The sequence below is a fragment of the Paenibacillus sp. sgz302191 genome, from assembly GCF_057749925.1.
Window position 1 is genome coordinate 145,687 of sequence record NZ_JBYLHY010000004.1, and the last position, 26,531, is coordinate 172,217.

25 protein-coding genes are annotated in these 26,531 nt (G+C 53.1%); 11 read left to right on the forward strand and 14 right to left on the reverse strand.

The window, feature by feature from the left end; all coding sequences use genetic code 11:
- Positions 1-11 precede the first annotated feature (11 nt).
- The 3 genes from AC3G2T_RS07360 to AC3G2T_RS07370 are packed head-to-tail and all read left to right on the forward strand — an operon-like array spanning position 12 to position 4,046.
- Positions 12-440, forward strand: coding sequence for a MarR family winged helix-turn-helix transcriptional regulator (locus AC3G2T_RS07360; protein WP_474682498.1), 429 nt, complete (start codon positions 12-14; stop codon positions 438-440).
- Between the two features lie 38 nt (positions 441-478).
- Positions 479-2,248, forward strand: a complete 1,770-nt coding sequence (locus AC3G2T_RS07365; protein ID WP_488435039.1) for an ABC transporter ATP-binding protein — start codon at positions 479-481, stop codon at positions 2,246-2,248.
- Positions 2,241-4,046: an ABC transporter ATP-binding protein gene (locus AC3G2T_RS07370; RefSeq protein WP_474682496.1), complete on the forward strand. Its 1,806-nt coding sequence runs from the start codon at positions 2,241-2,243 to the stop codon at positions 4,044-4,046. Before AC3G2T_RS07365 ends, AC3G2T_RS07370 begins: the two co-directional genes overlap by 8 nt.
- Here AC3G2T_RS07370 and AC3G2T_RS07375 read toward each other — a convergent pair.
- From AC3G2T_RS07375 to AC3G2T_RS07400, 6 genes are all read right to left on the reverse strand, one after another.
- On the reverse strand, positions 4,007-4,219 hold the full coding sequence (locus AC3G2T_RS07375) for a hypothetical protein (RefSeq protein WP_474682495.1): 213 nt from the start codon (positions 4,217-4,219) through the stop codon (positions 4,007-4,009). The genes AC3G2T_RS07370 and AC3G2T_RS07375 overlap by 40 nt on opposite strands.
- A 132-nt stretch (positions 4,220-4,351) precedes the next feature.
- A complete protein-coding gene (locus AC3G2T_RS07380) occupies positions 4,352-4,849 on the reverse strand; it encodes a hypothetical protein (protein WP_474682494.1) in 498 nt (165 codons plus the stop codon).
- Between the two features lie 227 nt (positions 4,850-5,076).
- A complete protein-coding gene (locus AC3G2T_RS07385; RefSeq protein ID WP_488435040.1) occupies positions 5,077-6,537 on the reverse strand; it encodes a M23 family metallopeptidase in 1,461 nt (486 codons plus the stop codon).
- Positions 6,538-6,645: 108 nt separating this feature from the next.
- A complete protein-coding gene (locus AC3G2T_RS07390; RefSeq protein WP_474682492.1) occupies positions 6,646-6,879 on the reverse strand; it encodes a cold-shock protein in 234 nt (77 codons plus the stop codon).
- Positions 6,880-6,943: 64 nt separating this feature from the next.
- Positions 6,944-7,144 (reverse strand): cold-shock protein, encoded by a 201-nt coding sequence (locus tag AC3G2T_RS07395; protein WP_054817005.1) that lies wholly within the window; start codon positions 7,142-7,144, stop codon positions 6,944-6,946.
- A gap of 931 nt (positions 7,145-8,075) precedes the next feature.
- Positions 8,076-9,029 carry a DMT family transporter gene (locus tag AC3G2T_RS07400; RefSeq protein WP_474682491.1) on the reverse strand — a complete coding sequence of 318 codons (954 nt, stop codon included), beginning with the start codon at positions 9,027-9,029 and terminating at the stop codon, positions 8,076-8,078.
- Between the two features lie 148 nt (positions 9,030-9,177).
- Between AC3G2T_RS07400 and AC3G2T_RS07405 the strand changes: the two genes are divergently transcribed.
- From AC3G2T_RS07405 to AC3G2T_RS07425, 5 genes are all read left to right on the forward strand, one after another.
- Complete coding sequence (locus tag AC3G2T_RS07405) at positions 9,178-10,506, forward strand: aminotransferase-like domain-containing protein (RefSeq protein ID WP_474682490.1); 1,329 nt, start codon at positions 9,178-9,180, stop codon at positions 10,504-10,506.
- Between the two features lie 184 nt (positions 10,507-10,690).
- Entirely contained in the window at positions 10,691-11,209 is a 519-nt protein-coding gene (locus AC3G2T_RS07410; RefSeq protein ID WP_488435041.1) for a TetR/AcrR family transcriptional regulator, read from the forward strand.
- A 62-nt stretch (positions 11,210-11,271) separates the two neighbouring features.
- A complete protein-coding gene (locus tag AC3G2T_RS07415) occupies positions 11,272-12,231 on the forward strand; it encodes an SDR family NAD(P)-dependent oxidoreductase (RefSeq protein WP_474682488.1) in 960 nt (319 codons plus the stop codon).
- Between the two features lie 118 nt (positions 12,232-12,349).
- The gene (locus tag AC3G2T_RS07420; RefSeq protein WP_488435042.1) at positions 12,350-13,282 is read left to right on the forward strand and encodes a hypothetical protein; all 933 of its coding nucleotides are present in this window, start codon (positions 12,350-12,352) and stop codon (positions 13,280-13,282) included.
- On the forward strand, positions 13,282-14,850 hold the full coding sequence (locus AC3G2T_RS07425) for a tetratricopeptide repeat protein (RefSeq protein WP_488435043.1): 1,569 nt from the start codon (positions 13,282-13,284) through the stop codon (positions 14,848-14,850). The genes AC3G2T_RS07420 and AC3G2T_RS07425 overlap by 1 nt, the downstream gene beginning before the upstream one ends.
- A gap of 15 nt (positions 14,851-14,865) precedes the next feature.
- Here the strand turns inward: AC3G2T_RS07425 and AC3G2T_RS07430 are convergent, their stop codons facing one another.
- On the reverse strand, positions 14,866-17,040 hold the full coding sequence (locus AC3G2T_RS07430; RefSeq protein ID WP_488435044.1) for an ABC transporter transmembrane domain-containing protein: 2,175 nt from the start codon (positions 17,038-17,040) through the stop codon (positions 14,866-14,868).
- 337 nt (positions 17,041-17,377) lie between these two features.
- Here AC3G2T_RS07430 and AC3G2T_RS07435 point away from each other — a divergent pair, with 337 nt between their 5' ends.
- From AC3G2T_RS07435 to AC3G2T_RS07445, 3 genes are all read left to right on the forward strand, one after another.
- Positions 17,378-17,899, forward strand: coding sequence for a C40 family peptidase (locus AC3G2T_RS07435; RefSeq protein ID WP_474682484.1), 522 nt, complete (start codon positions 17,378-17,380; stop codon positions 17,897-17,899).
- Between the two features lie 191 nt (positions 17,900-18,090).
- Positions 18,091-18,690 carry a TetR/AcrR family transcriptional regulator gene (locus AC3G2T_RS07440; protein WP_474682483.1) on the forward strand — a complete coding sequence of 200 codons (600 nt, stop codon included), beginning with the start codon at positions 18,091-18,093 and terminating at the stop codon, positions 18,688-18,690.
- Between the two features lie 86 nt (positions 18,691-18,776).
- On the forward strand, positions 18,777-19,982 hold the full coding sequence (locus tag AC3G2T_RS07445) for an MFS transporter (protein WP_488435045.1): 1,206 nt from the start codon (positions 18,777-18,779) through the stop codon (positions 19,980-19,982).
- A gap of 153 nt (positions 19,983-20,135) precedes the next feature.
- Here the strand turns inward: AC3G2T_RS07445 and AC3G2T_RS07450 are convergent, their stop codons facing one another.
- From AC3G2T_RS07450 to AC3G2T_RS07480, 7 genes are all read right to left on the reverse strand, one after another.
- On the reverse strand, positions 20,136-20,864 hold the full coding sequence (locus AC3G2T_RS07450) for a hypothetical protein (protein WP_488435046.1): 729 nt from the start codon (positions 20,862-20,864) through the stop codon (positions 20,136-20,138).
- Between the two features lie 695 nt (positions 20,865-21,559).
- Complete coding sequence (locus AC3G2T_RS07455; protein WP_488435047.1) at positions 21,560-22,480, reverse strand: MBL fold metallo-hydrolase; 921 nt, start codon at positions 22,478-22,480, stop codon at positions 21,560-21,562.
- A 35-nt stretch (positions 22,481-22,515) separates the two neighbouring features.
- A complete protein-coding gene (locus AC3G2T_RS07460; protein ID WP_488435048.1) occupies positions 22,516-23,556 on the reverse strand; it encodes an ABC transporter substrate-binding protein in 1,041 nt (346 codons plus the stop codon).
- 22 nt (positions 23,557-23,578) lie between these two features.
- Positions 23,579-24,265, reverse strand: coding sequence for an ABC transporter permease (locus tag AC3G2T_RS07465; RefSeq protein WP_488435049.1), 687 nt, complete (start codon positions 24,263-24,265; stop codon positions 23,579-23,581).
- A gap of 1 nt (position 24,266) precedes the next feature.
- Positions 24,267-25,106 (reverse strand): ABC transporter ATP-binding protein, encoded by an 840-nt coding sequence (locus tag AC3G2T_RS07470; protein WP_474682475.1) that lies wholly within the window; start codon positions 25,104-25,106, stop codon positions 24,267-24,269.
- Positions 25,107-25,132: 26 nt separating this feature from the next.
- Positions 25,133-25,798: a Crp/Fnr family transcriptional regulator gene (locus AC3G2T_RS07475; protein WP_488435050.1), complete on the reverse strand. Its 666-nt coding sequence runs from the start codon at positions 25,796-25,798 to the stop codon at positions 25,133-25,135.
- 205 nt (positions 25,799-26,003) lie between these two features.
- On the reverse strand, positions 26,004-26,495 hold the full coding sequence (locus AC3G2T_RS07480) for a hypothetical protein (protein ID WP_488435051.1): 492 nt from the start codon (positions 26,493-26,495) through the stop codon (positions 26,004-26,006).
- Positions 26,496-26,531 lie beyond the last annotated feature (36 nt).

A 26,531-nucleotide genomic window follows, 5' to 3' on the forward strand; every position in this document is an offset into this window, starting at 1 on the left:
AGACCCGTTCCATGGATCGTTCCAATTCCATCATTCATTTGATGTCCCATGCCGTTAAAATGCACCGGCACACGGTCGATCAGATGATTCACGAACACGATGTATACTCCGGCCAGCCTCCGCTGCTCATCCGCCTATCCGAACAGGACGGCCAAAGTCAAAGCGATCTGGCTTCGAGCATGCGCATTACGCCGGCGACGCTGACCGTCATGGTGGACCGCATGGAGAAAACCGCCCTTGTCGAGCGCAGACCCGATCCGAATGACCAGCGGGTATCCCGCGTCTATTTGACGGACAAAGGACGCCGGGCGACGGAAGCCGTCATAGCTGCGATTCAGGCTGTCGATGAAAAGTGCTTCGAGCGGTTTTTGCCCGAGGAAAAACTGCTGCTCCGCCGCCTGCTGCTGCAAATGCACGACAACTTGCACAAATCCGACTGAACAATTAATTAGCCGACGAACAAAACGAGGTGATGTTTATGTGGAAGCTGCGTTCTTATATTAAGCCCTACTGGGCTGCGGCACTGCTCGCTCCTCTGCTCATGATCGTGGAGGTATGGATGGACTTGACCCAACCGCGGCTGATGGCGGCCATCGTCAATGACGGCGTGAGCAAGGGTGATCTTCATCTGGTCTGGACGACCGGACTTCAGATGTTCGGCATCGCTTTGATCGGGCTGCTCGGAGGCGTGGGCTGCACCTTCTTTTCAAGCCGGGCGTCGCAAAACTTCGGCGCAGACTTGCGCATGAGCCTGTATGCGAAAGTACAGTCGCTTTCTTTTCGCCAGCTCGACAAGTTTCAAACCGGATCGCTCATCACCCGCCTGACCGGGGACGTCGTACAGATGCTGGGGCTGCTGCAAGTACTGCTTCGCCAGTTCGTGCGGGAGTTCTCCCTGGTGATAGGCAGCACGATCATGGCGGTTATCGTAAGCCCGCGGCTGTCGCTGATTTTGGCCTTCGTCATCCCCGTGCAATTCGTGATCCTGCTCGTGCTGATGCGGCGCTCGACACCGCTGTTCAAGGCTATGCAGCAGAGACTGGATAAAGTCAATACGGTTCTGCAGGAAAATACTACGGGCATGCGCGTGATCAAAGCTTTTGTCCGCGACGCCTTCGAGCGGGCCCGGTTCGGCAAAGCCAACAACGACTATTTGGACCGGGGGCTGAGAGCGGCGCGCATCGTCGCCTCGACTCCGCCGTTAATGACGTTGATTTTGAACGTCAGTGTCGTCGGCGTCATTTGGTACGGAGCCGGGCAAACTTGGAGCGGCGCGATGGCGATCGGGGATTTGGCCGCTTTTCTGATTTATATGACTCAGGTGCTGTTCTCCCTAGTATCGATCAGCAACACGCTGATGACCGTCTCCCGGGCAAAAGTGTCCGCCGACCGCATCCGCGAGGTGCTGGATACGGAACCGGATATGCACGAGTCCGCGGCTGACGGCGGCGAAAAGCACAACAGCGCCGAGTCGGGCGCCGTAGACGCCAAACCGTCGGGTCGGATCGTTTTCGACCATGTCTCATTCGCCTATGGGTCGAATCCCGACAAGTTGGTGCTGGAGCAGATCAGCTTCACCGCCGAGCCGGGCCAGACCGTCGGCATTCTCGGAGCCACCGGCTCGGGCAAATCGACCCTCTTCAGCCTGATTCCGCGGCTGTATGATGTCACGTCGGGCCGCATTCTCATCGACGGCGCCGATGTCCGCGACATGCCCGTGGAGCGCCTCCGCAGCAAGATCGCCATGGTGCTGCAGCAGTCGATTCTTTTCAGCGGCACGATCCGCGACAACATTCGCTTCGGCAAGCCTGAAGCGGCCGAGCCGGAGGTGGAAGCCGCAGCCAGAGCCGCCGAAGCGCACGAGTTCATCCGCAAGCTGCCGGACGGCTACGACGCCAAGCTCGGACAGCGCGGCGTGAACTTGTCCGGCGGCCAGAAGCAGCGCATCTCCATCGCCCGCGCGCTGCTGATGAGGCCCCCTATTCTGGTGCTCGACGACAGCACAAGCGCGATCGATCTCACTACCGAGAAGCGCATCCAGCGCTCGCTGCAGGCTCTGATGAAGCAAAGCACATGCATCGTCATCGCCCAGCGCATTTCGTCGGTCATGCATGCGGACCAGATCATCGTGTTCGAGCAGGGCCGCGTCGCGGCTGCGGGCACACATCATGAGCTGCTGGCAAGCAGTCCGGTGTACCAGGACATCTACCGCTCGCAGCAAGGAAAGGAGGCCGCCATGCATGGCTAACGGCAGGAATGGCAAGAATGGCAGGAACGGCAACCCGGACAAGCCGCCAAAAGCGCGGGCACAAAACGCCGAGGCCGCAATCCGCAGATTGTGGCAGTACTTGAAGCGCCAGCGCGCCAGTCTCATCACGGTTTTTATCGTGACAGTACTGAGCAGCGGCCTGGGGCTGTTAGGCCCCTATTTTATCGGACGGGCAATCGACCGCTACATCATTCCACGGGACTATGACGGCTTGCTGGGGCTCTGCCTCCTGCTGCTCGCCATATATGCCTGCAGCGGCATGATGTCGTGGGTTCAAGCCTTCGCCATGGCCGGAGTATCCCAACGCACCGTATGGGAATTGCGCCAGGATTTGTTCGCGCATTTGCAAAAGCTGCCGATCCGGTTCTTCGACCAGACGACGCATGGCGAGCTGATGAGCCGCACGACCAACGACGTGGAGAACGTGTCCACCGCGCTCAGCCAAAACCTGACGCAAGTCATCACAAGCGTCATCACCATCATCGGCTCTTTTGCCATGATGCTCGCGCTAAACCCGTGGCTGACCCTGCTCAGCCTGGTTACTGTGCCGATAGCCTTGTACACGACGAAACAAATCACGAAGCGCACGCAAAAGCTGTTCAAGGAACAACAGCAAAAACTCGGGGAATTGAACGGTTTGATCGAGGAAACTATCTCCGGGCAAAAGGTCGTCAAAACGTTCCGGCGCGAAGCCGCCTCCATCCGCCAGCTGGAGGAAATTAACGCCAAGCTCAAAAAAGCGGGCACCGCCGCCCAGACTTTGTCCGGCTTGATGGGCCCGCGCATGAACTTGATCAACCATTGCGCTTTTATTTTGCTGGCTGCCGTCGGGGGCTGGATGGCGCTGAAAGGCTGGACGACGATCGGCATCGTGGTTAGCTTTCTCAATTATTCCAGGCAGTTCAGCAGACCTGTCAACGATCTGGCCAACCAGTACAATATGATTCAGTCCGGCATAGCCGGCGCGGAGCGCGTCTTTGAAGTTATTGACACGGAGACGGAATACGAAGCCGGATCCGGCAGCATGAAGCTCGCCCGCTTGGAGGGCGAAGTCGTTTTCGAGGACGTCTTTTTCGGCTACAAAAAGGAGCTGCCGACTTTGAACGGCATCTCGCTAACGGCGAAGCCGGGCGATACGATCGCGCTCGTCGGGCCGACCGGCGCCGGCAAAACGACGATCATCAATCTGCTGACCCGCTTCTACGAGATTGATCAGGGTTCGATCCGCATCGACGGCCATGACATCCGCCAGTTGGACAAAAACAACCTGCGCAGCCAGCTCGGCATCGTGCTGCAGGACGTGTACCTTTTCTCGGATTCGATCCGAGAAAATATCCGCTTCGGCCGTCTGGACGCGACGGACGAAGAAGTCGAGGCCGCCGCGCGCCAGGCGAACGCGGACGGCTTTATCCGCAAGCTGCCGCAGGGCTATGACTTCAGGCTGACCGCCGAAGGCGGCAACCTGAGTCAAGGCCAGCGGCAGCTGCTCACGATCGCGCGGGCGATTCTCGCCAACCCCGCGATCCTCGTCCTCGACGAAGCGACCAGCAGCGTCGATACGCGCACGGAAATGGCCATCCAGGAAGCGATGGCCCATCTGATGCAGGGGCGCACGAGCTTCGTGATCGCCCACCGCCTGAGCACGATCCGCGACGCGAGTGCTATCCTGGTCATCCGCGGCGGCGAAATCGTCGAGCGCGGCACCCACGAGGAGCTCCTGGAGCTCCGGGGCCACTACTACGAACTGTACGCGAACCAGTTCCAGCAGGTTGGATAAGGCGGCCACGTGCCGCCGCCCACCCGGGCGCTTTTGCCCGCCATCGCCCCGCTGTCCCCGCCAGTATCTCCTCCCGGTTTCTCCCGCCCCGTATCTCCTCCCGGGTTCTCCCGCCCCGTATCTCCTCCCGGGTTCTCCGACCAGTATCTCCTCCCGGCTTCTCCGACCGGCATCTCCTCCCGGGTTCTCCGACCAGCATCTCCTCCCGGGTTCTCCGACCACTGTCTCCGCCCGGTGTGAAGGAACGGGTTAGAGGAACCGTAGGGGACGCAGCCGCCCTTACCCAATCCACGCCTCTGCAGCCCTTAAATGGGGAGCACAAGGCGATTCGACAAGGAAAAAACCTGCAAAAGTGCAGGCTTCTTCCGTAAAAATAGTCCATTTTGGCGAAAAGCCTGCGATTGTGCAGGAATTTTCGGCTTAAATGAACCTAAGCCCGTGTTCGCGGCGAAAATTCCTGCACAATTGCAGGAATTTTTCGTGGCCAGCGTTTCAGCCGAGCAAAAACTGTACTTTTGCAGGTTTTCTCCCGCCATTAGTATGCAACCATACCTATCACGGTGGATTATCAGTAAGCCGTGCATACTTAAAACTCTGAAAACTATCGAACGATTACCATCATCTAAGACTTGACGCAGTACGGCAGGTTGTTGGAGCAGCTCTGGCGTGTGGGTTTCCGGGCAACGTGTTTTTGCCCCTGATGCCCTTGCCCACGAGTCATCCCTGCAAATTTGCGGTTTTTTCCAGATTTGAGGGTTTGACTTGGCCTGCAATAATTGGAAATTCCTGTACAGTTGGGGCATTTCCTCCTTCCTCCAAACGATCGATCCCGCCCGAAAAGCCTACACTTTCCAGGCTGTTGAGAAGAAAGTCCAATGATTCTTATTAAATGCAGGGGCACCGATTTAAACCGATCTGAGAGAGACGTCTAGGTCATCCTTTTGGTGACTGGAAACAGACATTTACCCAAAAAATATAACAAAAAAGCCCGAACTCGCTCCAAGCGGCTCAGGCATTGTCCAGTTTATGGCTAGTTCTCCTTTGTTTTCAACCAGTGGAACGGGTTCGTATTGAAAAAAAGGTTCGGGTTCACCTGTACATTATGCGCCCAGAACGTAAAATGCAAATGCGGCCCCGTCGAAAATCCCGTCGTTCCGACGAGCCCGATGATGTCGCCCCGCTTCACCTTGTCCCCCGTCTTCACGCGCAGCTCGGAGAGGTGGGCGTACTGCGAGAACAGCCCCATCCCATGATCGATATAGATGGAATTGCCTGTAAGATACAGGCTGTCAGCCAGCGCTACCACGCCGTCGTTCGTGGCCTTGATCGGCGTCCCTTCTTTGGCCGCCAGGTCGATCGCGAGATGCGAACTATCGTATTTGCCGTTCACATAGCGGGTGTAACCGTACGGCGTCGTCAAAATCCCTTCGATCGGCTGAATGAAATCGGACGAAAACAAAAACTCCGCGGACGACTGGCTGCGCGCCAGATCAATCTTTTTCTGATCCGCCTGGATGCGCTGCGTATCCTGTTTCATGCTCTCCATCTGCTTCGTTACTTGAAGATACTGGGTTTCGAACTTCTTCGCCTGAACCGTAAGCGTCTGGTCGCCGATCGGGTATGTGCCCGGTTTGGCCTGCATCGTGATCGGCAGGTACGTGAAATAGCCCGCTCCGTAGGCTTGCAGCTTGTACGTTTTGCCCAGCCACTCGACCTGCCCCGGTCCGCTATGCCGAACCAACACGACATCGCCTGGCGACGCCGTGTTCGGAAGCAAGGCCCATAGCGGGCTCATGGCAGCCTTGGCCGTATTCGCCGAGGCGTAGAGCACGCTTTCCTGCTTGAGCTTGCTCATGCGGCTCCGTTCTTCCTGCATAACCGCGCGAATATCCGCCGTAACTTCGCTGTGCCAGGTCTGCCCGCCATCCGTCGTCACCAGCAGAGGCGGCTGAAAATCCTTGGCATCCGTCAGGAGAGCCCACCCGATCTTCGCCGTCAAAAATTGCGACTGCTTGACGGAATAAGTCTTGGCCCCCAGCGTAATCGTCACCGGCGGTTGGGGCGAAATCAGCTTCCCGTCCGCTCCCGTCTGCATCAGCTCGTCAAGCAGAGAATCCGGCGCTTGTGTCCCCGCGTTCTCCGCTTCCGGCTGCGCTTCTTCCGCCGGCACGTCAGCCGCGGCCTCCTGCCAGTGGACCCCGCCATCCGCTGTCGTCATCGTTCCATCGGCGTACTTCAGCCATCCGCGATCGAAGTCTGCCATATGAAAACTGACTGCCTCCCGCGGAGGCGGAGTCGGCGATGCCGAAGGCTCCGCACTCTGCGAATGCGCCTCCTGTTTCCAAAAAGGCGCTTCCATCATCATGCCACCGCCAAAGTAAATGACGGCGCACGCCGCGATAAGGCTGACACCGGTCAGAATCAGCCAATATTTCGGTGATTTCAACAATGAAGTGCGGCGCTCCGGGCGCGCATTGCGTGGTGGAGTCATTTCGGCATCCTTCCCTTATCGGCTTCCTGTCTGTTATGTGCTAATGATAACACAAAACCCGGAGACATTCGCGTCCCCGGGCCGTTAAATTCCTCAGCGGTCAGACTTCTAGGTCTGCGCGCCTTTTTTGAGAGATTTTTGATACATGCTCGTATTCATATTCGTAAGCAAAGGAAGCAGCCTCTCGCTGCGAACCATAACGGAATGACAAAGGGGACAGGTCGGCACGGACTCAAATGTAAAGTTATCGCGCATCCAACCTTTACAGCCTTCTTTTTCACAAGACCATACCGGCGTATTTTCTACAGGCAAATCTTCTAACGATCTTTTCCTGGAATACATGATATCGCCCCCCTAAAATGAAAAAACCGCCCTTACACGGTGTTAAGGGCAGTTTAATTTCAGCTTACAGCTTTACTACGTTCTCAGCTTGTGGTCCGCGGTTGCCTTGAACAACGTTGAACTCTACGCGTTGGCCTTCATCCAAAGTTTTGAAGCCGTCGCCTTGAATCGCGCTGAAGTGTACGAATACGTCGTTGCCGCCTTCTACTTCGATGAAACCGAATCCTTTTTCTGCGTTAAACCATTTTACTGTACCTGTTTGCATGGTCATACCTCCAAAATTAAATTAACATGTTATTTTAATTCTCCAAGAGAAATAAAAAATTCACACATTGCAAAAGGCTCCATCTCACAAATGTTATCCCTTTGCAATATGTGAATCCTATTTACACCTAATTGTATTTAATCATACCACATCATGTTTGGAAATACAATTGCCTGGAAAAAACTTTCGTACAATTTTTTTGAAACAGCGAGATCAACCTGAGCGCCCCCGTACAAAGGCAGGCTTATCCTCGTTCATCAAGCCCTCCGACGCGACGAAAAAAAGGGTGGCCGCTCCTTTACCCCTGCAAGGGGATGGGGGTCGACCGCCGCCATGCAGCTACGCCGCCCGAGATTCGCATACGTTAGCTCGAAAAACTCGCCCCCTGGAGCCGCATTTCCCTGCCTACGCGCAAAAAGCCTGCAGAAATACATCTTTTTGCCACCGTAATACGCATGATTCGGATAATTCCTGCAAATCTGCAGGAATTCCACCTACACTGCACGCTCAACCCTCACTTTAGAGATAAATTCCTGCACATTTGCAGGCTTTTCCCTGAAACGGGGTGGCTCCACCGAAAAAAACTGTATTTTCGCAGGTTTTTTACGCTGCCCAGGGCCCGTGTACGTCTATCGAGACGGGTCTGCCCGCTCTTCGCGCTCAACCCCCACTTCAGGGATAAATTCCTGCACATTTGCAGGCTTTTCCCTAAAACGGGGCGGCTCCACTGAAAAAACCTGCATTTTCGCAGGTTTCACAGCTGCCGGGAGTCCGCGAACGCCTTTCGCGCCTCATCCCAACCGACTTTGGCGCCCAGCGCTCCTCGTGCGCCGCTCTTCGCGCTCCGGCGCGACAAAAATTGCACCGCTCGAACTCCCAGCGCGCGCGGTCGACGCAGACCGCTTGCCCCCCAGGTGGGGGACAGCGCCGCTTATACCCGCTTCCCTTGCTTGGCCGGGAGCACCCTTCCTGTGCTCGGAATTTTCCGTTTGCCCAGATTGGTGCCGACAATTCCGGCAATAATAAGCACAGCGCCTACGAGATGAAAGTAAGCCAGCTGTTCGTGCAAAAAGATTACACCGGCCGATACCGACACCAGCGTCGATAAATGCGAAAATACGCTCATTTTGGAAGCTTCCAGATGGGACAGCGCATAATTCGATAACAGTGAAGTGACGATGGAGGACAGAAGACCCAGATACAGAATCGACAAGACGAACACAGGACTTGCAAAAGGCGTGAAATATTGCGTGATCGTTCCTGCCGATATATGCTGGACGACGGAAACGGCGTTGAAAAAAACAAAGGCAAAGGCGATCATTACATAGGTAATTTCCTTATAGCCGAATTGCCGGAGCAGCTTTTTGCCCAGCACGTTATAGCCTGCCAGGGATAGTGCGGATATCAGCAGCAGAATGGAACCGATAGCGTTCGTCGAGTGCAAATTCACACCTTTCATGGCAAAAATAAATACGACTCCCGCGACGGAAACGACGACGGACAGCTTTTGCAGCGCAGAGGTCTGCTCCTTTATCAGAAACGCAGCGAGAATCATCGTGAAAATCGGCACGGTGGCCTGAATAATTCCCGCTTCCGAAGAAGTCGAATATACGAGGCCGAACACTTGCAGCGTAAAGTACGCGGCCGGGTAAAACAGGGCTAACGGCAGTATCGCGAGCACATCCCTGAGCTTGATGTTCAAGCGCACCCATCCCAATGCCACAGGAACGGAAGCGGCTATGAAGCCGACCGTGAACCGATGCGCCAGCGCATTGAGCGGGTCGGCCGCGGTTAACGCCATTTTCAGAAATAAAAATGATAAGCCTATGATAACGCTAAATGAAACAGCGGCGAGGTAAGCTTTTGTTTTGGTTTTAGTCTCCATACCATTTCTCTCCTTTTCGTAACTTAAGAAATCGAATCGCTGCGGTTCCGGTCGGGATGACTTCATAGTAACTCTCAGCCTTGTGTGTTACAATGCAAGAAAAGAGCATCTGTACCGATACAGATAAAAGGATGGGGAGTGATTGTGTATGCACAAATACATGCGGCTGCTGAACGATCTGGAAGCTCTCATTGCCGAACGTTCGTACCAGGACGGGCAAAAGCTGCCGTCGATCCGCGAGCTGGCGGGGCAGTACGGCTGCAGCCACAGCACGATCATTCGGGCACTCGGCGAATTGGAGCGGCAGCATCGCATCTACGCGGTGCCCAAGAGCGGATTTTATGTCGTCAAAGGCGCCGCGGCCGGCGAACCGTCCTCCGGCTTGATCGATTTCGCCGCCTCTGCGCCCGATCCCGATGTATTTCCGTATCTGGATTTTCAGCATTGCATCAACAAAGCCATTGACACATACAGGAAAGACCTGTTCATATACGGCACATCCCGTGGCCTCTCATCGCTCATCGCCATCGTTCAAAAACAGTTAACGGACTATCAGGTTTTTGCCAAAGAACGCAACATCGTTATCGTATCCGGCGTGCAGCAGGCGTTGTCTTTGCTGAGCAGCGTCCCTTTTCCCGGCGGAAAAACCAAAATTGTCATCGAACAGCCCGGCTATCATCTATATATCGAGCATTTGGAGCTGTACCGGCATGAGGTCGTCGGCATCCGGAGAACGGCGGAAGGCATTGATCTGGATGAGCTGGAGCGGATTTTCAAGGCCGGCGATGTGAAATTTTTTTACAGCATGCCCCGGTTTCACAGCCCTTTGGGCACTTCCTACAGCAAGCAGGATAAGAAGCGAATTGTGGAATTGGCGCAAAAATACGACGTTTACCTCGTCGAAGATGATTATTTGGCCGATCTGGAGCAGGACAGCAAAGCCGATCCGCTGTATGCTTACGACACCGCTTCGCGGGTTATTTATTTGAAAAGCTACGCGAAAATCATTTTTCCCGGCCTTCGCATCGGTGTGGCTGTCGTGCCGGATGCGCTGGCCGAAGCGTTTGCCCGCTACAAAAAACTAATCGATATCGACAGTTCGATGCTGTCTCAGGGCGCGCTGGAAATCTATTTGAAAAGCGGCATGTTCGAGCGCCACCGGCAAAAAATCCGCGCCTCCTACGCGCGCCGGGCCCGGCTGCTCTCTTCGGCCCTGCAGGAGCAGGACGTGCTGGAACGCTGCTTCCGCCCGTCGGCGCAGCCGTGCATACATACGCACATCGTACTGGATGAGCGGGTATCGATACCGGGACTCATCCGGTCGATGAGTAAAAAAGGCGTCGTCCTGGAACCTGCCGACAAGCATTATTTGTCCTCTTTTCGCAAGGAGAACATGTTGAAGCTCAACGTATCCAACGTCAAGGAGGAAGATATCAAGCCGGGCATCGCCATTATAGCGGAGGCTTTGAGGCGGTAATCCGCAGATGTCGCACCGCTCGCAGCGCGCGGTGTCGCGCAGCATGGCAGAGGTCGTCGACCAGATGTCGACATTTGCCGGGAATCTTCTCGGGGGTTGCAAAGTTCAGGAAATTGCTGTAAACTTGATTTTGTGATTGGTCAATCAATAACAACTTACTAAGACGCAAAGGAGTGCCTATCATATGGTCAAAGGAGCCACATCGGTTAGCCGCCGCGCCGAGATTGTCGCCGCCGCAATCGAAGTGTTCGCCGAAATCGGCTATTACCGGGCTACGACAGCCCAGGTGGCGGAGCGCGCGGCCATCTCGCAGCCTTACGTTTACCGCTTCTTCACTAAGGAATCGCTGCTGGTGGAAGCGCTGGAAGTATCTTGGCAGCGAATTATGCTAGCGTTTCAACGCGTGATCGATTCCACTGCGCCGGAGCAGTTGGAAGAAGGCTTAATCAGAGCCTACGAGGATGTCATGAGCTCACACCGCGATGAGATTCTGCTGCAAATGCAAGCGCAGGCCATGCGTGAAACGCCTGTCCGCGATGTGATGCGGGAGTGGTTAAATCAGGTGAAACAGCTGGTACAGAGCGCTTTTGAGCAGGCCGGCATCCCGGATGCGCCTGCTAGAACGTCGGATTTTTTGGCAAGAGGAATGCTGTGCAACGTGTCGATGGCGTTGGATATGCCGGAATTGATGATAAAGAGATAGCAAAATTTTTTTAATATATTGTAATTGATCAATCAATAACAAAATTTTGAGGGAGGAAGAGTATGAAAAAAGCAATTGTTTTGGGTGCGACAGGTGGAGTTGGCAATCCGTTGACGGCAGAATTGGTGAAACGGGGGATTGAAACGGTAGCGTTTGGACGGTCCGCGGACAAATTGAAAGAGCTGGCCGAGGAATTGGGAAATCCGGCGCTGCTGAAGCTTGAAACCGGAGATGCCTTCAATCCGGACTCAATCGTGAAAGCTGCCGGCGGGGCGGATGTCATTTTCCAAAGCGCTAACGTGCCGTATAACGAAATGGAGTCCCGGCTTTTGCCGCTAGGGGAATCCGTGATGAAGGCTGCCGAAAGCATGGGCGCGAAGGTCGTCGTCGTGGACGGCATCTATCCGTATGGCAGAAGAACTATGGATAAGGCGACCGAGGAACATCCCAAGCGCCCGCATACCCGCAAGGGGAAAACGCGCCTGGCCTATGAAGAACTCATATTCAGTCCGCGCTGGCGCAGAGCGCAGCCGCTCATTGTACGCCTCCCGGATTACTACGGGCCGTCAGCGCAGGCGTCGTATCTCAACGTAACGATGGAAGCGATCGCCGCGAGCAAACCGGCTGCCTTCATCGGGAATATGACGATTCCGCGCGAGTATGTCTACCTGCCTGACGCCGCACGCATGATTGTGGAAATCGCCGGGCGTCCCGAATCCTACCGGCAAAATTGGCATATCCCCGGTCCAAGCGTCATCTCGGGGCGCGAAATAGTGCGCATCGCGCAGGAAGCGAGCGGACAACGCAAGGCGGTCATGCCGCTAGGACGCGTCAGTCTTTCTTTGATCGGGCTGTTCAATCCCGTCATGAAAGAGATTGTGGAAATGCTCTACCTCACCGAGGAGCCCTTTATTCTGAGCGGGGAAAAATATGAGCGCACGATCGGGCCTATCGCTTGGACACCTCATGAACAGGCTATCGCAGAAACCATTCACAGCTTGATGAAGCGCGATCCGCGTTAATTCCGGTTTTTCCTTTTTCGACCCTGTATGTGTCGAAGGAGAGGAATCCTGCTAAATTTGTCGAAATGGATACGAGGATGAATATTATTCCAAATTATCCGAAAAAGCAGGTGTCATCATGAAACTCCCAGGTCAGAGACGCTCGTCCAAAAGCGAAGAGACCGCTCTCAGGTACCCTGAATCCGCCTCTCCCTCTGCAGATGGCCTTGCACCCATAAGCGGAGGTTTGTCCAATCCCGGAGCGCCAATCAACTACGCCCATATTATGCATTTGCAAAAAACGCAGGGCAATCGGGCCACCGCGCAATTCATGATAGCACGACAGCAACAAGGCAATTCGAAACCGGCGCTGCAAGCCAAGCGGCTGCCGAACGACGACATTCGTTCGTCGCATGCTCCTTCCGGCGCGATTCAACGCAAGGTAATGGTGGACGATGAGAATGAGGCTGATATAAACGACGTTCTCGAATACATGGAGAAACACAGGATTACCGGCATGTCCGAAGAAGAATTGCAAGCCGAGCTCGATACAGAAAACGAAAACGAAGATGAAGAAATCAGCATCGCCGAATTTATAGATCGAATCGAACTCGGAGACTCGGAGGACATGGATACGGACGACGACGAATGGGATCCTGCCGCAGAAGCCAATGAGCCTTTGCTTCCGGAAGATGTGGATTCGTCCGCTGTACGCAAGGGATTAAGTTTTAATGCTGCGGCGAAAGGTTACATGAAAATAGATACGCCGAAAAATATGAATGGCGAATACGTGTGTCATATTTGCAATAAAACGATCAAGAAAGGCCAAAAAATCGATATGGACCATTCGCCCCCCTGGAAAGAACGATTGGCGGTCTATCTCAAGGCAAAGCAGTTAACCGAGGATGATATAGACGAGCTAGACGGACCGGACATGAATTACCTGTATAACATGAGGGGCAGCGTCTTTGCACATTCCAGCTGTAACCGTGGTCACGCCGGGGAGCAAAATTACAAAGATATTTGGGGGACCTCCAAGAATTGGTATGAGCAAAATGGAGGGCTCTTTTAGTGGATCGAAAAAAAGTGTGGATCGAACGCAAGCAGCCGTTCTCGCAATCGTTGCTTTGGGATTTACAGCAGCATTATTTCCGCATGAAAGGCATAGAAGCGTGGCGCCGGAACGAGGTGCCGCATTATATTACGAATAACGCGGCGATCGCGAACAGCTATGCGGAAACCGTATTCGCCTTCTGGGCGGACCGACAAAGGATGAATGCAGACGATCCGGCGAACGGGGAACCGCTGTACATTTGCGAATTGGGTGCCGGAACGGGTCGCTTCGCACATTATTTTCTGAACCGGCTGCAGCTTCTTTGCTCACAATCCGGTGTCCTGGACTCGTTCCGATACGTCCTGACTGATTTTGCGCGGCGAAACCTGGAGTTTTGGCGCGATCACCCGCGATTTCAACCGTTCGTGGAACAAGGCGCGCTGGATATGGCGCTGTTCGACGTTCGCAAGTCCGATACGCTGCGCTTGCAGTTCGGCGGCAGGACGATCGTGCCCGGTTCGCTTGCCCGCCCCTTGGTCGTGATCGCGAATTACGTGTGGGACAGCGTACGCCAGGACCTGTATCGCCTCAACCAAGGCAAGTGGTCGGAATGTCTGCTCTCGCTCGCTCTAAACGAAATACCGGAGCAATTCGATGCGGGCCAAATTCTCAGAAAGCTTAAGCATCGCTATGACTATGGAGATCCGATCCATGAGCCCGCCTATGCGGAGCCGGATTTTCTGGCGATGATGGACGACTACCGGCGCAGCTTGGCAGAGAATACGCACTTATTGTTTCCGGCGGAAGCGCTGCGGTGCTTGCAGCGGCTGAACGCTTTATCCCGTCGGGGATTGATGCTGATATCCGGCGATAAAGGACATCATCGGCTTGCCGATATACAAGGCAATCCGCCTCCTGCAATCGTGCGGCACGGCAGCTTTTCGCTAAACGTCAATTTCCATGCCTTCCAAGCCTATTGCGAACGGATCGGAGGAGCCGCGTTATGCCCGGATCGCCAACCTGCCGGCATTCATGTGTCCGCATTCCTGATGCTACCCCAGGCCTGCGAACATCGCGAGACCATCGATGCCTACCGCAGACACATATCCGATTTCGGTCCGGACGACTTTTGGAGCATCGTTAAACAGCTCCACTCTCAAACCGCCGAGAAATCCGCGGAGGAGATTCTCGACTTTGTGCATTGGAGCGGCTGCGACAGTCCGGCGTTCAGCCGCTTTTTGCCCCGTTTGACCGAGCTTGCGCCGACCTTCGGACCGGTCCTGCGCCGACGCGTGCTCGACGCGATCGAACAGGTGTGGAAGCTGTATTATCCCATCGGCGAAGAACCTGATTTGGCGGATGCGATCGCGAGTTTGCTATACGTCATGGACGAATACGAAATGGCTCTGGTCTACTTCGAACATTCGGTTCGTCTCTATGGCAAACATACGGAGACGATGTACAATATGGCTGCCTGCTGCAAGATGTTGGGACGACGAGGTCAGGCGAGAGGACATCTGAAAGAGGCACTGGAGCTCGATCCGTCCAACGCGTATGCGATGAGGATGCTTGCGGAATGGGGTTAAAGGCCCGGCTTTTATTCAATACGTCATTCGCTCGCGGCACGATTGCTCCAGACGCCATCTCAGCTCCGGCGCCGCCTTATCCAGAATCGTCTGGAACATACTGCGATGAATGGTCAAGAACGTACACGGCGTCATCGTTCGGATCGTAGCGTTTCTGGGTTGTGAAAGCATAAGCGAGACTTCTCCAAAATGGTCTCCATCCTCCAGAACGGCGACCCGTTCCTCATCCCCGGTATCCATTCTCGGCTTGAGCACCTCGATTTGCCCGCGAACGACGATGTAAAATTTATCTCCTTCGATACCGTATTTAACTACCGTCTCTCCGGCCTGCATAAATTCCGTGCCCAAGTAATTGCATACATATTCGAGAAATGCATCGTCCATTCCGTCAAACAGCGGAATTTTTTTCAACCGATCCACATCGATTTTGGCATTCCGTCCGTCGCTGCTTACAAAGAAGCCGCTTTGCTTGTTCCACAACATGCGGTACAACTCGCAGTCCGCAAGCAGTTCCTCATGCGTTCCGCCTTGGACAAGCCTTCCACCATCCATCAGATAGATGATATCGGCATCTGCGACCGCAGCTAACCGGTGCGTCACCTGAATAACCGTCTTCGAGCCTGACAAAGCGCTGATCGTCCGATTGATAAACATTTCGCTCTCCGGATCCAACGCGGAAGTCGCTTCATCCAACAGGATAATGCTCGGATCGCGAACCAATGCGCGGGTAATTGCGATCCGCTGCTTTTGTCCCCCGGATAAGGCATGGCCGTTCTCTCCGCAGTTCGTCAGGTAACCTGCCGGCAAGCCGGTTATCCATTCGTGAATCCCCGCCGCTTTGGCCGCCTCGATCACTTCCGCATCCGAAGCTCCGGGTTTTCCCAATTTAATATTATCGAGAATGGACAAATTCATTAATTCCGCATCCTGCGAAACATAACCGATGGTGTTCCGCACGGAATCAGCCGATAAGAGGCTGGCATCTTTGCCATCGAACTCCATTTTTCCTTCAGTCGGCTCGTAAAATCCCATCAATAAATGGACAAGCGTACTTTTGCCCGATCCGTTTCTCCCGATAATCGCCGCATAGCTGCCTGCCGGCACTTCGAGATGAACCCCTTCGACAGCCGCTTGTTCGGACGAATAACTAAAGCTTACACCGTGAAAAGCGATTCCCTGTTCGACCTTATGCAGCGGAACCGCCACTTCCCGGGGAAGCGCCGCTTTTTCCCGCGGTTCGTTCAGCAAACTTTCAATCCGCATGTAGCTTGCAGCCGCCAAAGTTAGCGAAGGCAAATTTTTGATCAACTCTTTGACTTGTTGGCTGGTGGCGAGAAACAGGCTTTGAAACGCAATCAACTCGCCAACCGAGATGTAATCCCGCATAGCCAAATAAGACCCGGCCATCAACGCCGCGATATTAAAAAACAGCAAAGAAAGCGATACGGAAAGGGGAGCCGCCTTATTGGTGAGCAGTGTTCGTATTGCCAACGGGCGCAGCACGTCCGAGGCCTGTTTCAGCCGGTCTTTTTCCCAGCCTTTCAAATTATAAGCGCGAACCGTTCTATGGACGGCCAAATGCTCATGAATATGCTCAAGCAGGATAGTCTGCCTGGATTTTAACATGTCATTTAGCAGGACACCCTTTCTGCCGAAATAAATAGGGAGAATAAGCGACAGCAGCGTGCCAAATAATGATAGGATGGCAAGACTCCAGTGGAGGAGCCAGGCAGTCAATCCCGTGTATACCAGAATGGACAGCAAAGCGTAACACGCTGGCACTACGGACAAAAAAGCGGCATGCACAGCATTCAAATCCGTCGTAAATCTCCCGATCAAACTGCCTTTGCTGACCCTATCGTAAAATGATACCGGGAGCTGCTGGAGATGCCCGAACATGTCTTGGCGAATGTCGCTTTGCATCGATACCGAAATTTTGGACATCCAGTATTCATACAAAAACTGACAAATCATGTAAACTGCATAACCGAAAAGCAGCGACAAAAATAACACAGCCAAAGCATCGTATTTTTTCTCATGAATGATCTGGTCAATAAAATACTTCAAGCTTAACGAGAAAAAAGAATTGAAGGCTATTGCCGCCAACATACAGCACAAAATGCCGCCGCTATAAGCCTTGTACTTCCAATATTGCGATAAAAAATAGTTGCCGAGCGCTGCCATATTCATTTATGCCTCCAGCCGATATTCGAACCGGACATTCATTCCCGCCTTTGTCATCGAAGCCGATTCTACAATAGATTAAACGAATGTGTCTTAGAGTTCCATACCTGAAAAGGGGTATTTTTTATTTTACGGCTGTGAAATCGTGCATAATACAAAATAACTCGTCCGGTGTCAAGGTTTTGGCACTCAGCAATTTCTCATCAAATTCTAAGAATGGCTGATTATGCTAGACTGGGCTTGACTTCCCTCTTTCCTTAGTAAATATTAGGACATCCCATCTGTGCTATGGTGATATCAGGTAATAACCTAACACCACGATCCAGAAGGAGGACGTCCAGTCATGCAATTAATGAAGAACAACCGCCTTGGCAAATCGTTAGTGGGGATAAGCCTCAGCCTTTCCTTGCTTGCTTCGGGAAGTCTGCTGATGAATCCGCAATCCGCTCATGCCGCAACCGTGAAAGCCGCTTCAACTTCCGCCAGCACTCAAGCGGATCGAATTGTCAATACGGCAGAATCGTATATCGGAAAAGTAAAATACAAATTTGGTGTCAGAGATACCCAACATCTGATTTTGGACTGTTCCTCTTTTACGCAAATGGTTTTCAAGCAAAACGGAATTTCGATTCCATGGGGATCGAGAGCGCAAACCTCAGTGGGAACACCTGTTACTAACAAAGCCAATCTGAAAAAAGGCGACCTGGTCATGTTCAGCGTACACACGCCGGGCAAAATTAACCACGTCGGCATCTACATTGGAAACGGCAAGTTCATCAGCAATACTCCCGGCTCCGGTGTCTCCATTTCCGACCTGAACTCCGGCTATTGGAAAACCAGATTTATTACAGGCCGCCATCTGTAAGACGGCTGAATCAAGAAAAACGGCTCTTGCACACCAGCGGTGTGGACAAGCGCCGTTTTTTTTGATTTCTTCCCAGTTTGGGAGCTGAACTTGCAAATATTTATTGCGTTCGTTATCATACAGAATGAACGTTCAGTATTTTTTTGGCGCGATTAGCCTAATCTATCATCCATTGAATCGGAGTGAAGCCAGTGAACAAAAAACAACTGCAAAGCGAGCAAACCAAAAAGCGGGTTGCCGATGCTGCAAGAGCTCTTTTTGTGCAAAAGGGTTACACGGCTACTTCCATCGAAGATATTGTCGAAGCGACGGGCAGCAGCAAGGGGAATATCTACTATCATTTCAAAAGCAAGGAAGGTCTGTTTCTTTATTTGATAGACGAGTGGGACAAGGAGTGGGAGCGAAAATGGGCGCAGAAAGAGCCGCTCTACAAAACGACAACAGAGAAGCTGTACAAGATGGCCGAGCAAATGGTGCTCGAAGATTTGAATCATCCTCTCACCAAAGCGGCGGATGAGTTTTTCAACAATGAAGCGAAGACAAATGAAGTGGAAGAACGAATTGCCGATATGGTGGCAGGGCATGTTAAGTTTAATCAAAAACTGCTGCAGCAAGGCATCGATGCCGGCGAGTTCAAAGAGAACCAAGCGGAGAGCCTTGCCGTTATACTCGAAAGTTTGGTTTTCGGGCTCAGTCAGATGTCTCGAAAACAAAGCAGGGAGGACGCGCTGGCTCTTTATCATTCGGCGATTAAAGTGTTTCTATACGGGATTGCGAAGGATCCCGGATGATTTGGATGTATTTGTAAGTTATTAGTGCGAATAAATTTTTACGATTAATATAAAACGAATGTTCAGTATATTTGGAGGTTTTTTTCATGTCATTATTAATAAAAAACAAGGGAGCCCTACTGCTGCTAATGATCAACCTGTTCCTGATTTTTACGGGAATCGGTCTCGTCATTCCAATTATGCCCACTTTTATTGACGAACTTCATATCGACGGAAGTACAGTCGGCTTGCTGGTTGCAGCTTTTTCGCTGACTCAGCTGTTATTTTCCCCTATGGCCGGCAGGCTATCCGATACTTTAGGCCGGAAAAAGATTATTGTCGCCGGCATGGTCATTTTCGCCATCTCCGAACTGATATTCGGAATCGCCAGTTCGTCTTTTCTTCTTTATGCGTCGAGAATGCTGGGAGGGATCGGCGCCGCGCTCATCATGCCTGCGGTCATGGCCTATACGGCCGATGTTACTTCCCCGGAGGAGAGGGCCAAAGGAATGGGATTCATTACTGCGGCGATAACGACCGGTTTTATCATTGGCCCCGGGATTGGGGGATTCATCGCTGAATTTGGAATCCGCGTGCCCTTTTACGCAGCGGCGGCGGCCGGCGCTGTTGCAGCGATCATCACGGCGATCGTTTTGTCCGAATCGCTGCCGGCAGGGCGGTCCGCAGAGCCCGAACCTGTGCAAGTGAAAAAACAGAGCCTGATGACGCAATTGCTGCATTCATTCCGGGCACCCTACTTTTTGAGCTTAATCATCGTGTTCGTCACTTCTTTCGGGCTGGCGAATTATGAGACGGTTTTCGGGCTTTTTGTAGACCGCAAGTTCGCTTTTACGCCAAAAGACATCGCCTTTATTATTACATTCGGCTCCGTAGCCGGCGCCGTTGTGCAGGCAACCGCATTCGGCTGGATTTTGAACCGGTTCGGATCCGGTAAAGTGATTTCTTTCTGTTTGATCGTAGCCGCCCTGTCCGTGCTGCTGACGCTTTGGGTGAACAGTTACTGGACGATCATCGCGGTTACTTTTATCGTGTTTTTGTCTATCGACATTTTGCGGCCGGCCATAAGCACGCAGATGTCTCATATGGCCCAGGAGCAGCAAGGTTACGTGGCAGGCCTGAACTCGGCTTACACCAGCCTGGGGAATATAGCCGGACCGATTGCTGCGGGAATTCTTTTTGATGTCGACTTGAATTATCCGTATTTATCGGCTTCCATTGTTCTAATGCTATGTTTCCTTTTATCCATAAGAGCAAGCAGAGGCGGCAGAGCTGCTTCGAAACTTGAAGTTTGAGCGGCGGAGACATCGACAATTTCAATGCGTTCTTTTCCAAGCGTCGAGTCTGTTGTTTCCATGGTTCCGCTCCTTGTCGGATTATCAGTAGAGCGCTTTTTTAAAATACGATTCTTTGGAAAACCAGAAATACGCGGTTTGCAGGGCAACGTTTTATTGCCTGGCGGCTTCCGCGCCCCAAAGCAGTTTGCCGGCCTCAAGCTTGGATACCCCGGATACGCCGCGAGCCGGATCTTTTTTGGCAATTGCCTCCTTCTGCGTCCTAGTTGCAGGCTCATTCCGGATGATCGCATCCAGATTGTCGTAAGCGACTCTCCGCGCTAGCTCCTGATCACCTAACCGGTCGATCAATTGATACATCGCCTCAATCGCCGCCTCCTCGCCGGCCAGCCCAAACCCGGAATCAGTGCTCAGCATGAAGCGATCCGGGAACTGCTTCATGACGGGCACGAAATCTTCCAGCTTGTTCGCGCTCTCCGGGTTCAACGCTGTGAATCCCGAACAGGACGACCCGATCCACCGAAGTCCGCTTCCATGTGTCCGCCATATGGGCGTAGTTCCTTCCGCGGCATCATGATTGTGCACATCGGCCAGCCGCAGGGCACCATACTGCCGGACGAGCTCGCCCAGGCTTTTTTTCGCGGCTGGCGCTTGCTGGGCTCCCGCCTGTACGGGCGGGGCGCCGGGCGCTTGCGCTGTCGGGGTGCCGGGCGAGGTGGCAGCCGCTTGCATCGGCGATTTGCTGGACGTTTGCTCGGGCAGGGTGCCGGCCGAATTCGTTCGGCCCTCCTCCATTCCCTGCGGCCGCCAAATGCAGATGGCGGCGGCTGCGACTGCAAGCGCCGCACCGATTGTAATCGCTCTCATTTTTGGCATTTCCATTCCCACACTTCCAGTCAAATCGCATATTACCTACGCTATAGCACAATTTGGAAGCGGGCATTCCTGGGTTTTCCAGATCAGTTTCCACCGGCATGGGGTCTGACCACCCCGGCGTGCAGCGCCGCGACGCACGCCGGGAGAGGCAAGAACGAGAATAAAAGCACGGGTGGTGCTCACATGCTTCGTTTTGCCGCCAAAGACCGCGCAATCCGTTCTTGAAGCGGCTTAAAACTGCAAAAGTGCAGGCTTTTTCGTTGGAAACGGCTTGTTTGGCGGAAAAGCCTGCAATTGTGCAGGAATTTCCGGCCACGGTAGGCTTGAGCGCGAGTTTGGGTGGTAAAGCCTGCACTTTTGCAGGAATTTTTCGCTACAGACATATTAGCGAGCAAAAAACTGCACTTTTGCAGGTTTTCTCCACGTTTCGCAGACTTTCTTCGTACTTTGCAGACTTTCTCCCGTGCTTTGCGGGCCTTCTCCGCTTTGCCAAGCAGCTAAAACAAACGACCGCGACTGCCCTTGCTCCTACAGCAACTTTAATCTCCCCTTTAATACCATATTTTTAATTTTAATCCATTCTCCTGGTAATCCGTACTGTTTATCATAATGATATTGGTAAAACCCTCCAAATCGAAATGAATTGGAGGGTTATTGGATGGCTACTTGAGCCAAGCTGCGCTGTCCTGCGGACACATCCGTTAGACAAGCTCAAATGCCATTAAATCTCTTGCCATGGTGATCGGGCCTTCGTAAATTTCCCGCATCCCTTGCGTGTATTCGGCTTCCGCCTCTTCTGTGGCGGCCGGCGCGGGAATGTGGTGGGTGAGGACAAGGTGCCGAGCCCCTGCATCCCTGGCGATTTCGGCGACTTCCAGCGTAGTCGAGTGGTATTTGGCCGGGTTGGAGAGGCCGACAGCCTGCTCCGGGAATTTGGCGATGAGCGCGTCTAGCCATGCCTTGTTGTACGACTCGTGCACAAGCAGGTCGACGCCTTTGCTGTGTTTGACCATATTTGCCACGGGGATCGTATCTCCGGAAATGACGACGGCTTTGCCCTTGTACTCGAACTTATAAGCCACTGCCGGGTAGACCGGCCGGTGATCGACTTCGAAGGCAGTAATCTTGATGCCCTCCCGGTCATAGACGACGCCTTCGTTGCTTTCAAAATAACGAATGTCAGCCCCGGCGCCGGACGAGACGTTGTAACTGACCCGCAGATTCGCGTCAAAATCGAACGACTCTCTCATTTTGCCGATAATGGCTTTCGTGGTCGTCGGCCCATACACGTTCATCGGCCCTTTCCGCCCCTCGAACACCCGATCCGCGATCACATGGGTACGCCAGCTCGTGATGAACACATCAAAAAATCCGGAATTATGGTCGCTGTGATGGTGGGTAAAAAGAACGTCGGAAATTCGTTGCGGCATGATGCCCGCCCTGATGAGCTGGTCTACCGTCGCGCCTCCGCAATCGACCAGAAAAGTTTGGTCTCCGGCCAGAACGGCAACGCCCGCTTTGGCTCTTCCGTAAAAGGCGCGGGGCGTACCCGTGCCCAAAATGACGATTTTCAGATGATCGTGATAATCCGGCAGTAAGTTTTCTTGCGGTTGAATTTGCAAAATGAACGACCTCCATCAGTACTTTTTGGACTCGATTACTTTTCTTTTTTCACTTCATCCAGCAGGGACAAATCGAGAAATTTGCCGAAATCCAGCTCCTCCGCCTTCACGCCTTTGATATAGCCCGCATCGAACGAAGTTCTGGCCTGCTCATTGATGTCCACCAAGGCGATCTCTTCGGTTAATTTCAAATGATCAAGCGCCGCCTTGATAAGTCCGGTTTCCATCCCTTTGCCAGTCAGCTGTTTCAGCTCGTCGCTGATCAGCGCATAGGATTTGTCCGGGTTCTGCTCAATGAAACGAATGCTCTCCAAGTTGGCTTTTACAGCTTTTTTGGCCAAATCCCGGTGCTCGCCAATAAATTTGTCGCTGGCTACGAGAATCGTTAGCGGGTAATTCCCGTTTTTCGGCGGGATTTTATCCCAATTCACGATGATCTCGCCGGTTCCTTCCCGGATCATTTGCGTGCCCCACGGCTCCGGCGTCAATGTCGCATCCACTTCTTTCTGGCGCATCGCCACCAGAGTATCTGCCGGAGCCCGCGTCACCACCTGTACGCCGGACGAATCGGCGGTCACTTTCAAGCCTTCCTGCTTGAGCAGCAAGCGGAGCGAGAGGTCGGGCGTGCCGCCTTTGGCCGGAACCGCCACCGTTTTGCCCGCCAAGTCTTTGACCGAGCGGATGCCCGCGTCTTTGCGCGCTACCAGCACCGCCCCTCCGTTGTTGACGCCGGAAATGACGCGGATATTTTTGCTTTTCAAATATTGATTAATGACGGGTCCCGGACCGACATATCCCAGGTCGATTTGGCCGGTAGCGATCGCGGTGGCGAAATCGGCGCCGTTGTCGAAGCCGGTAACTTCAATTTTGACATCTTTGCCGAAGCTTTGTTGAAAATAGTTGTTTTGCAGCGCAATAAATCCGGGAGCGTGAGTCACATTTTTTAAAATGCCGATTTTGACGGTCGTATTAGCCGCCGCTGCCGGAGCCTGAGCCGCCTCTTTGCTTTGTCCGCAAGCCGAAACGGCCAGCGATATGAGCAGCGCCAGACCTATAAGCCGAATTCTTTGTTTCATCCGTAATCCCCCTCTGAATGACTTATTGTTTGAGCTGAAACCGCAGCACAATCCGGTCTTCCAGCTGTTTGAAGCAAAAATGATCGGATATCGTCCCGATGACCGCAATCAGAATCACAATGCACAAAATGGTTGCCGTATCCCCCAGCCCGCGGCTGTCCTGCAGCATTTGGCCCAGACCCAAACCTTTGGCGATCAGCTCTCCCGCGACCAGCGCTCTCCACGCAAATGCCCAAGCGACGCGGATGCCGGTTATCCAGTGGGGAAACGCCGCAGGCAGCATGACCTGAAAAAACATGCGGAACCCGTTGCCCGCCCCCAGCATCCGAGCGGCCCGCAGATGAATCGGGGAAATATTCAGGATGCCCGTTCGGCTCGCCATGGACATCGTCCAGGTCGCCCCTATCGCCGTGATGAAAATAACGGAAGTATCGGTAAGACCGAACCAAATGATGGCAAAAGGCAGCCAGGCAATGCTCGGAACGGTTTGCAGCGCTACGACCAGGAAGCCGAATGTCTCATCCACATACCGGTAACGCGCAAACAAAAACCCGAGCGTCGTCCCCAGCACGATCGAAATCAGGAACGAGATCAGCAGGCGTCCAAGACTGGCAAGCGCAGCGCCGAGCAAATGCCCCTGCGTAAATCCGTCATAAAAAGCTTGGAGCGTCTGCAGCGGAGAAGGAAACTTCCACCCCCACTGAAACATCCTAAATGCCAACTCCCATGCTGTCAGCAGAAGTATCAGGAACAGTATCCTTCTTAATGCTGTACTCATCTCCGAGCTCCTCTCTGACGACCTTCTCCAGCTCATCGGTTAGAGCCTCCATAATTTTATTTTCCAGGAAATGAATGAGCGGGTCCCCGCTTTGGTGCGGTCTCGCCGCTTGCACGAGAAATTGCTTTTTAATCGTGCCGGGCTGTGTCGACATCACGATCACCCGGTCGGCCAAAGTGACGGCTTCGCGAATGTTGTGCGTAATAAAAAGAATCGTTTTGCGCGTTTTCAGCCAAATTTCTTCCAAATCCTGCAGCAAAATGAACCGGGTCTGTTCGTCCAGCGCGGCAAACGGCTCATCCATTAGCAAAATATCCGGGTCCATGACCAAAGCTCTGGCGATGGCTACCCTTTGCTTCATGCCGCCGGAAAGCTCATGCGGATAACGATCCGCAAATTTGCTCAAATGCACGGCTCGGATTTGTTCCATAGCGAGCGCGTATCGCTCTTTTTTGGCCATTCCCTTTTGCTTCAAGCCGAATGCCACATTATCGAGCACGGTCAGCCACGGGAATAAGCCGTGCTCCTGAAATACGACGATGCGGCCCGGGCCCGGCTCGCCGACCTTTTCCCCGTTTGCCGTAATCGTTCCGGCATCGGCGGCTTCAAAGCCGGCTATCAAGTTCAACAAAGTTGACTTTCCGCAGCCTGAAGGCCCTACAATGGCAACGAACTCGCCTTTTTCAATCGTTAACGAAATCCGGTCCAATGCCGTATACGGCTTGCCTTTGCGCTGCGCAAAAACTTTGCTCACATTATCAACGGTAATCATGCCGCCGCCTCCCAAGAGAATTCATATTAGATGTCGGAAAAGAACCGGCTCGGACGAAAGATGACGATCTTCTTTTTCGCATAGTCGATAAGCCCTCGTTCCCGCCATTTATTCAGCGTCTCCGTTACGGTTTGTCTGCTGCACCCGATGACGTACGAGATTTCCTCGTGGCTGAGGTGCACTTGCACCTCCAGCTTTTCGTCCGCCGGCTTGCCGAGCTGCAGCAAAAACCAGGCGAGCCTCCACGCCACAGGGCGGCAGATGAGCGTTTCAACCATTTTTTGCGTTTGCAGCAGCCTGCGCGCCCCCAGGACGGCCAACGAGTAGGAGAATTCCGCATTCTCCTTGGCCAGCTCTACGAACTTGCGCGAATCGAGCGTTATGATCCGGCTGCCGGTCAAACACCTGGCGTACCGTTTGCGCTTCAGACCGGTCAAAATCTCCGCATTGCCGAAAATGTCCCCCTCGTAACGCAAAAACAAAGTAATCCCTTGCCCCTCCTCGGAGGATTGGGAAATTTTGATTAACCCCGAGTCGACATAATAAGCGCCGTTCGGGGCGTCGTTCTCCTGGAATACAAACTCATTTTTCCTGTAGGCCTGGGGAGTCCCGTATTTCCGAAAAACTTCGACGATCGCTTCCTTGGCAGCATCCTTTTCCTGAAAATCCGCAATGTCGTTATACTGGTCCATAGGATGAATCACCTCATGCATGTTTGATCTGCCATCTTTTAAATACGAGTATTCCGATATGTTATTAATATATTATCATAAAAACGAACCTAAAAATGTCGGATACCCGACAAATTATCGCGAAATTCAACGCAAATAAGGCCGCCCCGCAGGTCAACGACCCGATAGGACAGCCTGTTACATAACCTCAGCCGCAGGGGCATTTTTAAATTCTCACTCTTTTCACCGTTCCCAGCGTGATTTCCACGTCATCGCCCTCGTACCACATTTGAAACAGGTAAACGAGAACCGATACGCCAAGCATCAGCAAGTACAACTGCAATTTGCTCATCGTTCCCAGCGACATCAGCCGCATGTTTTCAATGAACACGCCCAGGCCATACACAAAAACGGCGTCGACGATCACTTTCACAAGCGCATACAGCCAAAATCGACGGAACGTATACGTAAAAATCCATATCGTTCCCACCAGAATAGCGCAATAAACGACAGGAAAATCAATCACCTTGGACCACGTAAAAAGCGGCTTGTCAATCGTCCACCAATGATATGTCCAGGCGAGCTGACTGAGAATCGTATTGATGACGGTCACAAACAAAGCCGCTGGCACATACCTGCGAATCACTTTCCCATCCAGAAAAAACAGGGAGAGCCACGGAACAATCAGACAAGACCATAACACGATGTTAGCCGCCATGCATCGAACAACCCTTTCCTGCTGGAGTCATTAATG

Excerpts from the sequence above, each read along its gene's own strand:
- AC3G2T_RS07420 (WP_488435042.1), top strand. The coding sequence starts at position 12,350 with ATGAAACTCCCAGGTCAGAGACGCTCGTCCAAAAGCGAAGAGACCGCT.
- AC3G2T_RS07365 (WP_488435039.1), top strand. The coding sequence starts at position 479 with ATGTGGAAGCTGCGTTCTTATATTAAGCCCTACTGGGCTGCGGCACTG.
- AC3G2T_RS07445 (WP_488435045.1), top strand. The coding sequence starts at position 18,777 with ATGTCATTATTAATAAAAAACAAGGGAGCCCTACTGCTGCTAATGATC.
- AC3G2T_RS07480 (WP_488435051.1), bottom strand. The coding sequence starts at position 26,495 with ATGGCGGCTAACATCGTGTTATGGTCTTGTCTGATTGTTCCGTGGCTC.
- AC3G2T_RS07465 (WP_488435049.1), bottom strand. The coding sequence starts at position 24,265 with ATGTTTCAGTGGGGGTGGAAGTTTCCTTCTCCGCTGCAGACGCTCCAA.
- AC3G2T_RS07405 (WP_474682490.1), top strand. The coding sequence starts at position 9,178 with ATGCACAAATACATGCGGCTGCTGAACGATCTGGAAGCTCTCATTGCC.
- AC3G2T_RS07410 (WP_488435041.1), top strand. The coding sequence starts at position 10,691 with ATGGTCAAAGGAGCCACATCGGTTAGCCGCCGCGCCGAGATTGTCGCC.
- AC3G2T_RS07360 (WP_474682498.1), top strand. The coding sequence starts at position 12 with ATGGATCGTTCCAATTCCATCATTCATTTGATGTCCCATGCCGTTAAA.
- AC3G2T_RS07395 (WP_054817005.1), bottom strand. The coding sequence starts at position 7,144 with ATGCAAACAGGTACAGTAAAATGGTTTAACGCAGAAAAAGGATTCGGT.
- AC3G2T_RS07385 (WP_488435040.1), bottom strand. The coding sequence starts at position 6,537 with ATGACTCCACCACGCAATGCGCGCCCGGAGCGCCGCACTTCATTGTTG.
- AC3G2T_RS07415 (WP_474682488.1), top strand. The coding sequence starts at position 11,272 with ATGAAAAAAGCAATTGTTTTGGGTGCGACAGGTGGAGTTGGCAATCCG.
- AC3G2T_RS07370 (WP_474682496.1), top strand. The coding sequence starts at position 2,241 with ATGGCTAACGGCAGGAATGGCAAGAATGGCAGGAACGGCAACCCGGAC.
- AC3G2T_RS07375 (WP_474682495.1), bottom strand. The coding sequence starts at position 4,219 with ATGCCGGTCGGAGAAGCCGGGAGGAGATACTGGTCGGAGAACCCGGGA.
- AC3G2T_RS07380 (WP_474682494.1), bottom strand. The coding sequence starts at position 4,849 with ATGCCCCAACTGTACAGGAATTTCCAATTATTGCAGGCCAAGTCAAAC.
- AC3G2T_RS07470 (WP_474682475.1), bottom strand. The coding sequence starts at position 25,106 with ATGATTACCGTTGATAATGTGAGCAAAGTTTTTGCGCAGCGCAAAGGC.
- AC3G2T_RS07450 (WP_488435046.1), bottom strand. The coding sequence starts at position 20,864 with ATGGAAATGCCAAAAATGAGAGCGATTACAATCGGTGCGGCGCTTGCA.
- AC3G2T_RS07430 (WP_488435044.1), bottom strand. The coding sequence starts at position 17,040 with ATGAATATGGCAGCGCTCGGCAACTATTTTTTATCGCAATATTGGAAG.
- AC3G2T_RS07475 (WP_488435050.1), bottom strand. The coding sequence starts at position 25,798 with ATGGACCAGTATAACGACATTGCGGATTTTCAGGAAAAGGATGCTGCC.
- AC3G2T_RS07435 (WP_474682484.1), top strand. The coding sequence starts at position 17,378 with ATGCAATTAATGAAGAACAACCGCCTTGGCAAATCGTTAGTGGGGATA.
- AC3G2T_RS07390 (WP_474682492.1), bottom strand. The coding sequence starts at position 6,879 with ATGTATTCCAGGAAAAGATCGTTAGAAGATTTGCCTGTAGAAAATACG.
- AC3G2T_RS07400 (WP_474682491.1), bottom strand. The coding sequence starts at position 9,029 with ATGGAGACTAAAACCAAAACAAAAGCTTACCTCGCCGCTGTTTCATTT.
- AC3G2T_RS07460 (WP_488435048.1), bottom strand. The coding sequence starts at position 23,556 with ATGAAACAAAGAATTCGGCTTATAGGTCTGGCGCTGCTCATATCGCTG.